Genomic DNA, 9394 nt, shown 5'->3' with positions numbered 1-9394 from the left:
GGGCAAATCGGGGTGTTGTAATGTCGCTATCTCATCTTAATTTATGTGCGATCGACAAAACACACAATCTTCATCTCAGAGGATGTCTGAAAAGGGATGTTTGATGTGAATCGTAGATCTAAATCCCCCTAAATCCCCCTTGGAAAGGGGGACTTCCGGATCTGGTTCCCCCCTTAAAAAGGGGGGTTAGGGGGGATTGCTAGGGTTTAAGCTCAAAAGAATTGACTTTTCAGACACCCTCTGACGCTGGTGCGGTTAGCTAGCAGTTGTTTCTTTCATTGTCTGGTAAAGTCCGCCCTTATCTTGAATCATTTCCCCTGTGAGACTGAATGCGCGTGCTGCAACAATTTTAACGGGTACGGTTTTCCCCCGTAATGCTTCAATATCGCCATCAAAAAATGTCAAGCGATTGCCACCAGTTCTGCCCAAAACTTGGTTAGGGTTTTTAGCGTTAAGTTCTTCTACCAAAACCAATTCTACGCGATCGAGATACCGCTGCGATCGCTCGATCGCGGTTTGAGAAACTAGATGATTGATCCGTTGCAGTCTGTCGATTTTTACTTCTTCACTAAGTTGATTATTCCAGACTGCGGCTGGGGTATTCGGACGGGGTGAATATGCTGCCGTATTCACCATGTCAAACCCAATATCGGTAATTAGTTGCAGGGTTTTGTCAAACTGCTCTTCTGTCTCGCCTGGAAATCCGACGATCGCATCGGCACTAATCGAAGCATCGGGCATATACTGACGAATGGTATCGACAATTCGGCGATATTTCTCGTGGGTATATCCGCGCGACATGGCTTTAAGAATGTCGTTATCTCCCGACTGAAAGGGGATATGAAAATGTTCGCAAACTTTGGGCAATTCGTGACAGGCTTTAATCAATCGCTCGGTAAAATAACGCGGATGACTGGTGGCAAATCTAATCCGATCGATACCTTCAATATCGTGAATATAGTAAAGTAAATCTGTCAGCGTATTTAAATGCCGACCTTCGACAGTAGAACCGGGTAAATCGCGCCCATAAGCATCGATATTTTGACCGAGTAAGGTAATTTCTTTATAACCCTGACGTGCCAATTCTTTAATTTCCGATCTGATTGCTTCAGGCGTGCGCGATTGCTCGATGCCGCGTACGTTGGGGACGACACAGTAGGTACACCGCTCGTTACAACCGTAAATTACATTTACCCAAGCTGTGACGCTACTATCGCGGCGGGGTTTGGTAATATCTTCAATAATATGGACGGGTTCGGTAGCAACGACTTGAGAGCCAGTCAATACCTGCTGTAACAGGTCTTCGAGGCGATTGGCATGTTGTGGCCCCATAATTAAATCTAGTTCGGGAATGCGGCGCAGCAGAGCCTCTCCTTCTTGCTGGGCGACGCAGCCTGCCATAATCAAGATCAGATCGGGATTATCTTTTTTGCGGCGAGTTTGTTTGCCTAAGTAAGAGTAAACTTTTTGTTCGGCTAAGTCGCGGATGGTGCAAGTATTGTAAAGGATCAGGTCTGCTGTGAGCGGATCGTCCGACCATTGAAATCCCATTTTCTCTAGGATCCCCCCCATCCGCTCGGAATCAGCTTTATTCATCTGACAGCCAAATGTAGTGATGTGATAGCTGCGGTGTTCGGGGTTCATGTCGATTATTGATACCAATATTCAAGCCGTGCGAATATTATTATAGAAGATTGCATCCATAAGATGAGCTTTTGTGACTGGGAACACCAAACACTTTTGACAGGTATCGGTCTCCGTGGTAGGATTGTAGATTGTGTTAACTTTATTCAGATAGACTAGCAATAACCCTTGGCTAACGTAGTCGTAATTGGTGCCCAGTGGGGCGATGAAGGAAAAGGAAAAATAACCGATCTACTAAGTAAATCGGCAGATGTGGTCGTGCGTTACCAAGGGGGTGTCAACGCTGGTCACACTGTAGTCGTGCAGGGTCAAACCTTTAAACTGCACTTAATTCCTTCCGGGATTTTGTATCCCGAAACTAAATGTATCATTGGCTGTGGGACAGTCATTGACCCCAAAGTATTAATCGAAGAACTGGATCGACTTGTCGAACTAAACATCCCTACCGACAAGCTCTTAATTTCCCAGACAGCTCATGTGACGATGCCTTATCATCGATCGATCGATGTGGCATCTGAAGAACTCAGAGGTGTTCATAAAATCGGTACGACTGGACGCGGAATTGGGCCGACTTATATGGATAAGTCCGACCGAATTGGCGTAAGGGTGCAAGATTTAATGGATGCGGATTCCTTCCGCGAGCAGATGGTCTGGACGATCGGCCAGAAAAATGAGATTCTGGAAAAGCTCTATAATCTACCACCACTAGATCCAGAGCAGGTAACGATCGAATATTTGGGATATGCCGAACGGTTGCGTCCGCACATTGTCAACACTTCGGTCGAAATCTACGATGCGGTGCGCCATCGTCGGAATATTTTATTTGAAGGTGCCCAAGGGACGCTACTCGACCTCGACCACGGTACCTACCCTTATGTTACATCATCCAACCCGATCGCGGGTGGAGCTTGTATCGGTACTGGCATCGGCCCGACGACGATCGATCGAGTGATTGGTGTTGCCAAAGCTTATACTACTCGCGTAGGTGAAGGCCCTTTCCCCACCGAGCTGGACGATCTCAGCGGCGATATGTTGGGCGAACGCGGTGCTGAATTCGGCACCACGACTGGTCGCAAACGTCGCTGCGGCTGGTTCGATGGCGTAATCGGTCGTTATGCCGTCCGAATCAACGGGATGGACTGTATGGCAATTACCAAGCTGGATGTTTTGGATGAATTTGACGAGATTCAAGTCTGTATCGCTTACGAAATTAATGGTAAGCGCACCACCGACTTCCCCGACTCCGCGCGCGATTTTGCCAAGTGCGTTCCCATTTACAAAACACTCCCCGGCTGGAAACAGAATACCGCCGATTGTCGAAAGCTTGAAGATCTTCCTAAAGCTGCTTTAGACTATCTCAAGTTTTTAGCTGACTTAATGGAAGTGCCAATTTCGATCGTTTCATTAGGCCCCAGTCGCGACCAAACAATTATTGTTGAAGATCCGATTCACGGGCCAAAACGGGGACTATTATCGGCTGATGGTACGCCGATTGGTTAGTACATTTCAACCAAACTCTAACTCGTCCTCAGTACCAAAATTTCACCAAATAACTACTCAAAATCATGGAAATTTCAGTCGAACTAAAACAACGCGCTGCTGGTACAAAACCTAATAGCCTCCGCCGCTCTGGACATATTCCCGTCAATTTGTACGGACACGATGGCGATAAATCTTTACTGCTGACTCTAGATGCCAAAAGTGTCGAGAATTTAATCAAGAAAGCCAGAATTAATAAAACTCCTGTTGAAGTCAGCATCCCTGAATTAGATTGGAAAGGAATGACGGTAATTAAGGAAATTCAAACTCATCCCTGGAAAAACTTTCCTTATCACCTGAGCTTTTTTGCAGTCAAGGAATAGGAATTAGGTTTTAGGTTTTAGGTTTTAGGGTATATCCTGATGGTCGTCGATCTTCCATCATTAATATTATTATGACCAAGAGGGCGATCGATTCGATCGTCCTCTTTTTACTATTTACTCATAAAACCCAAAACCCAATCTCTAAAACCTAACACCTAATACCCAATCCCTAAAACCTAACACCTAACACCCAAAACCTAACACCTAACACCTAAAAAGGAACCGCCCAAGACACGGTTAAGTGTCTCAGGCGGGATGTGGTGTGAGGAGTGAACGGAAACATCAGCTTCCGTCGATCCTCATTGTAACAGCACCATTTAAAGATCGGGGAGCCTAATTTTACGGATCTAGGGAGTTTTAGGTCGATTGTGTGGGTAAATATTTATTGCTAATATTAACCGCGATCGCCACTAGCTCCTTACTACCTGTAAAACGCCTACGATTTGTCTTGTTGCGCTAAACCGCCGGGAAACCCGACGAGCGCGCACCGCTGCTTGGTGGAACGCACGCTGAGGTTTCCTCAGCGCGATTCCATCCGCAAAATCGTGGCTAATGTTTCAAAGTCCGCGTAGGCGGACTTTGCACTCCGAGCGGCGGTTTCTAACCGCTGAGGTTGTAGGTACCAGCTTAGGTTACTTACCCATGCCTAACTGTTGAGCTTTCTGATAAACTTTGCCTTCTGTGAGCAACGAGGGGGCAATAACAACCTCAACTTTTTGCATTTCCCGAATCGTTTTGGCACCCAGAGTACCCATACTAGTTTTGAGCGCGCCTAGCAGATTGTGAGTACCATCATCTAATTTAGCTGGCCCAGTCAGGATTTGCTCTAGAGTGCCAGTGGTACCGACTTTAATTCGCGTACCTCTGGGTAGTACGGGGCTGGGAGTTGCCATGCCCCAATGAAAACCGCGTCCGGGTGCTTGCTCGGCGCGTGCGAATGGCGAACCAATCATCACACCATCGGCACCACAGGCGATACATTTACAGATATCGCCGCCAGTGACTAAGCCACCATCGGCAATCACGGGAATATACTTGCCCGTCTGTTTGAAAAACTCATCTCGTGCCGCCGCACAGTCCGCTACGGCGGTTGCTTGAGGTACGCCGACTCCGAGTACCCCACGGGAAGTACAAGCCGCTCCAGGGCCGATTCCGACCAGTACAGCCGCTGCACCTGCCTGCATTAATTCCAGGGTGATATCGTAGGTAACGCAATTACCTAAGATGACAGGCATGGGCATTTCTTGACAGAACTTAGCCAGATTTAGCGGTTGTACGCCCTCTGGCGCGAGATATTCAGTCGAGACGACGGTAGCTTGGATAAAGAATAAATCTGCACCTGCTTCAGCTACTGCCGCGCCATATTTAGCCGCACCTGCGGGGGTGGCACTAACAGCCGCAATCCCTCCAGCAGCCTTAATTTCAGCAATTCTGACCCCGATTAATTCTGGTTTAATGGGCACAGCATAGAGTTCTTGCATCAATGTCACGAACCCGTCATTCCCAACAGCCGCAATGCGATCGAGAATTGGGTTAGGGTCTTCGTACCGAGTTTGAATCCCTTCGAGGTTGAGTACTCCCAGTGCGCCGAGTTTCGATAACTCTGCCGCCATCCGCACGTCAACTACCCCATCCATTGCGCTAGCAATAATCGGAATTTCGCGTTTTATATTACCAATTTGCCAGCTAGTATCTGCCAAACTGGGATCTAGTGTTTTGCCACTAGGCACTAGGGCTATTTCATCAAAGCCATAGGCTCTACGAGCCGTTTTCCCTTTCCCAATTTGAATATCCACGATCGATCCGACCTTTTCCAAAAAACGTCTTTAAGTAAGCCTAACAAATAGACTGCAACATTTGTTTACTTTTTTACAGATTTTTAGGAAAGAATCTGAACCAAAACTGATTTTTGAAGTTACCACAATGAAGTAGGTTTGTCAGTTATTGGTGTCAATTCCCCCTACTCACATCTTGCATTGGTATAGCTGCCGCCATATCGGTTGGGACACAAACCCGACTTTTTGAAAAAGTCGGGTTTGTAGCAGCACTAGTTTTACTGTCCTAACCACCCTGGCGATTGCTATAACAACCGATCTAAATAGCACCAAAACTATTCACCGTCTTGAAAATTACGTTCTTGGGGTTTCCCCAAGAACGCACTATCCACTATATTTCAATGCAAGATGTAAGATTACCGGAACCGAGCGGGGTTCAATTTTTTGGCATCACCAGTAGTGGAATTTGTCGTGCTGGGGGCGCGGAGCTGGGTTGCCGTACCGCCATCTTTTGTGGATAAGAACGGACGTAAATCGATACTATCTTTGGCTTTGAGTGCGGGTGTGGGACTGGCCGCAGTACCAGTATTACCGAGTCCTGGTAAAACATTCCCCAGTAAATCTCCAAACCCATTATTACCACCATCGGCAAACGTCGTTACGCCAGTAGTTGTTTGTCCGCTATCTGCCATTGTTAGATTGCGGAAGACAGCATCTCTGGTGGTAATGGCATCTTGCCCTTGAGGTACTGTAAATACAATCCGACATTCACTATTTTTTTCGGTGGTGACGCAGACGGTATCGTAATTATTTTTGACATCGGTACGTAGTTCTTTAAGTCCGTCGCGACGATATTCTTCTAATCTGCGCGCGATTTCGGTACAGCGTTTGCCAGCATCCCAATTACTACCCATCGTACTGGGCACCGCCCAAGGATATTTGTCTCCAGGTCGATCGACTGGTTGATAAGTAACTGTAGACTGATTACCACGCGATTCGCAGATGAAGCGGGCACTATTTCCCCCCGATGGCACGGCTGTCTGCGGGGTAGGTGGGCCATATTGCGCCCCAACGCTACTGGCTGTCAACACAGCACCTAAGATTGCCCAGCTCCAAATTTTAAGGGATGTTTTCATAGGTAGCATTTACTCTGGGATGAGGATTGAGTGTGAATGAGGATCTTACAATCTTGTAATTGTCACGACCGGGGTTCGATCGAGAAAGTTCCTTTTTGGGGTATGGGGTATCGATCTCAAATCTGGATAAATAGTTAGGGTTCTGCCACGATCGTCAGCTTTCTGTTATTATTGTCAATATAAGTTTACAAAGCTTAACAAAGTATTTTCCTGCATTTGCTGGAGATGTACAGCCGCAAAAAACTGTAGTAAATGCAATTTAGTAGTTAAGTATTTTTAGACGATGTTTTATCCACAACAAGTTAATGCCAAAGAGTTAAAACGATCGTACGATCGAGGTCATCGGGATTTCTGCCGGATCGATTTGCAATCGATCGATCTGAGCGAATCTAGTCTGAGCGGCATTACGTTCGTGCAGGCGCAGCTAAACGATACTAACTTGAGCTTGGTCGATCTTGAAGGTGCCAACCTGACAGAAGCCGTATTTAGCAAGGCAATGTTGTGGAGAGCAAATTTGCGTCAGAGTCAGCTAGTGGGCAGTCGCGGCGATCGATCGAATCTGATCAGAGCAGATTTGAGCCAAGCCAATTGCCGTCAGATCGATTTACAAAGAGCCGATTTACGATTAGCCAACCTCCAGTTGACAGATCTGACAGATGCAAATCTGACCGGGGCAAATTTGAGTTACACCAATCTGATGGGGGCAAATCTCGCCGGGGCAAATTTGAGTTATGCCAACTTGACAGGGGCAAATTTGATCGGTGCAAATCTGAGTCGGACGCAATTAAATCGAGCGATTGCCCTGAATGTAAGTTGGGGTAGCAACAGACTGCGCGACTCGAACTGGAACCAAGATCGGGAAATCGCGCTATCTCTACATCAAGCAATGAGCCTTTCCAAGCAGGTGAGTGGATGACAACCGAATCTAGTTCTTTATTACAGGAATTACTGCAATCTTTTCCACAGCTTAGAGCGCAAGTCTATTTTAAAGCCAGTTTAACGGCTCTGTCTCACGCGATCGAAGACTTAGTATTGGCAGGAACGGAACGACCATTGGTAATTGCCAATTTCCAGCAGGAACGTTACTACCGTCAGGAAGCGGCAAGATATCAACGGATCGCGCAATGCACCGATCGAGTATATGTGTTAGCGGCTCCCGAAACAGATTTTGCTTCCGCTCCTGCACCATACGCCACCATCGGGATCGCACCGACAGATACATTGGCGCAGGAATGGCATTTGGCAATCGTCGGACAGAGTTATAGTGCTTGTCTGATTTGTCGCGAGTATGCCGCGCCTGTAGATACGATCGATTTAGATTCAGCCCGCCAATTTAGGGGTTTTTGGACGTTCGATGTGGATGTGAGTAGGCAAGCCGCATCATTATTACTCGATCGGATCGTGCGTTATCGTCCCGATTTGACAGCGCAGATCGATGCAGATAAACAACGTTATCAGCTTACCGCCAGACCAAAGGATGCGATCGAGCTGGGTGCTAATCCGGTAGATGCCCAGTTATTCATCGATCGACTCGTTACCTATCTCCAGGCAAGTCAATACAAGCAGGTGAAAGCCTATCGCCAGGTTGTAGAGCAGGAACGGCGAGAGCGACTAGTCAATCAGATCTCCGCAACAGTGCGACAATCGCTCGATCTCGAAGCTATTTTAGCCGTAACAATTCGCGAAGTTTCACAATTGTTCGGGGAATGTCGCTGTCTGCTGTATACCCTGCCCAGAGAATTATCTGGCTCTTCGCCTCTACCAAGATCGGAGTGTGAATTTGCACCAGAAGCTAGCTTATTAGGGCAAAATTGGCAGTTAGCCACTCATCCCCAGTTTCAATCTATTCTCAATCGGGGCGATATTATTGCGATCGCCGATACCAGTCAAGATTCGGGCATTCAATCGCATCCAGATCTCCAGCAAAAATTAGCCCAAGCCCAGATTCAGGCTTGCTTATTGGTACCGATTTTCGTTGGAGTAGTTACCGATACTGGCGATTGCCAGCAATGTCTGGCAGTATTAGAATTGCACCGCGATTGCCCCCATTTATGGTCTGTCGCCGATCGTGAGTTACTAGCGGGAATTGCCCAGCAAGTTGGAATTTCCTTGCTGCAAGCCGAGGCGTTTGTAAATCTCCAGCAGCTCAACCAGCAGCTTGTTAGTATCAAACAAACCCAAAGTAATTTGATTGCGATCGTCGGGCATGAGTTACGCACGCCGCTTTCGACGATTCAGGTATGTCTGGAGAGTCTCGATTCAGAACCCGATATGCCGATCGAATTTCAACAGTCGATGGTTGAAACCGCCCTAGCTGATTCCGAACGACTGCGGCGATTGATTCAAGATTTCTTGCTGTTATCTCGTCTGGAGAGCAATGTGGCGACTTGGCACATGGAACCGATCGATCTTGCCGACGCAATTTCGATGGCGGTGAGCCACCTTCAGGCGGCTGCTCAACCGCGCAATTTACCCAAAGTCATCGTCGATCTACCATCCGTGCTGCCGCTGGCGATCGCCGATAATGAAGCATTATTCCAATTATTAAGCAAAATTTTAGATAATGCCTGTAAATTCACCCCACCAACGGGGACGATTACCGTGACGATTGAGTCAGCAAATATCCCCGCAGATTGGGCAAAAACCGACATCCAACCGATGTTAGCAGTCCAAATTATCGATACGGGGCGAGGCATCGAACCCGATCGACTGGAGACTATTTTCGAGCGGTTTTACCAAGAGGAAGGTTTTCTCAAGCGGGCTGTCGGCGGAGCTGGTTTGGGATTGGCAATCTGTCGGCAATTGGCGCGACAATTAGGCGGACAAATTTGGGCGACTTCGCAAGGAAAGGGGCAAGGGAGCCAGTTTTACATTACTGTGCCAGTCTTAGTAGATTAGTTAGGGAATAGATATTCTGTAGGTTGGGTTTCGCGCTGCTCTCTATCCAACCTACGCAGGTTATTTAATCCTCATTCCT

The 9394-nt window shown here is 47.3% G+C and carries 7 protein-coding genes; 4 read left to right on the top strand and 3 right to left on the bottom strand.

Annotated elements, in window-relative coordinates:
• Positions 1 to 255 precede the first annotated feature (255 nt).
• Entirely contained in the window at positions 256 to 1644 is a 1389-nt protein-coding gene (miaB, locus tag Q0R35_RS02915) for a tRNA (N6-isopentenyl adenosine(37)-C2)-methylthiotransferase MiaB (protein WP_295614298.1), read from the bottom strand.
• Between the two features lie 168 nt (positions 1645 to 1812).
• Here miaB and Q0R35_RS02910 point away from each other — a divergent pair, with 168 nt between their 5' ends.
• Together Q0R35_RS02910 and rplY are read left to right on the top strand one after the other, a co-directional pair.
• The gene (locus Q0R35_RS02910) at positions 1813 to 3144 is read left to right on the top strand and encodes an adenylosuccinate synthase (protein WP_295614296.1); all 1332 of its coding nucleotides are present in this window, start codon (positions 1813 to 1815) and stop codon (positions 3142 to 3144) included.
• A gap of 65 nt (positions 3145 to 3209) precedes the next feature.
• Positions 3210 to 3506: a 50S ribosomal protein L25 gene (gene rplY / locus Q0R35_RS02905; protein WP_295614294.1), complete on the top strand. Its 297-nt coding sequence runs from the start codon at positions 3210 to 3212 to the stop codon at positions 3504 to 3506.
• A 632-nt stretch (positions 3507 to 4138) separates the two neighbouring features.
• On the opposite strand, the gene Q0R35_RS02900 is transcribed toward rplY, so the two are convergent.
• Both Q0R35_RS02900 and Q0R35_RS02895 read right to left on the bottom strand, forming a co-directional pair.
• Positions 4139 to 5302, bottom strand: coding sequence for a GuaB3 family IMP dehydrogenase-related protein (locus Q0R35_RS02900; protein ID WP_295614292.1), 1164 nt, complete (start codon positions 5300 to 5302; stop codon positions 4139 to 4141).
• Between the two features lie 395 nt (positions 5303 to 5697).
• Entirely contained in the window at positions 5698 to 6417 is a 720-nt protein-coding gene (locus Q0R35_RS02895; RefSeq protein WP_295614290.1) for a COP23 domain-containing protein, read from the bottom strand.
• A 283-nt stretch (positions 6418 to 6700) separates the two neighbouring features.
• Here Q0R35_RS02895 and Q0R35_RS02890 point away from each other — a divergent pair, with 283 nt between their 5' ends.
• Positions 6701 to 7333: a pentapeptide repeat-containing protein gene (locus Q0R35_RS02890; protein ID WP_295614288.1), complete on the top strand. Its 633-nt coding sequence runs from the start codon at positions 6701 to 6703 to the stop codon at positions 7331 to 7333.
• Positions 7330 to 9315 (top strand): DICT sensory domain-containing protein, encoded by a 1986-nt coding sequence (locus tag Q0R35_RS02885; RefSeq protein WP_295614286.1) that lies wholly within the window; start codon positions 7330 to 7332, stop codon positions 9313 to 9315. Before Q0R35_RS02890 ends, Q0R35_RS02885 begins: the two co-directional genes overlap by 4 nt.
• Positions 9316 to 9394: the final 79 nt, after the last annotated feature.

The sequence above is a fragment of the Chamaesiphon sp. GL140_3_metabinner_50 genome, from assembly GCF_025361915.1.
GTDB lineage: Bacteria > Cyanobacteriota > Cyanobacteriia > Cyanobacteriales > Chamaesiphonaceae > Chamaesiphon.
Note: the sequence above shows the minus strand (reverse complement) of the source record. Positions and strands in the feature narration are given on the sequence as shown.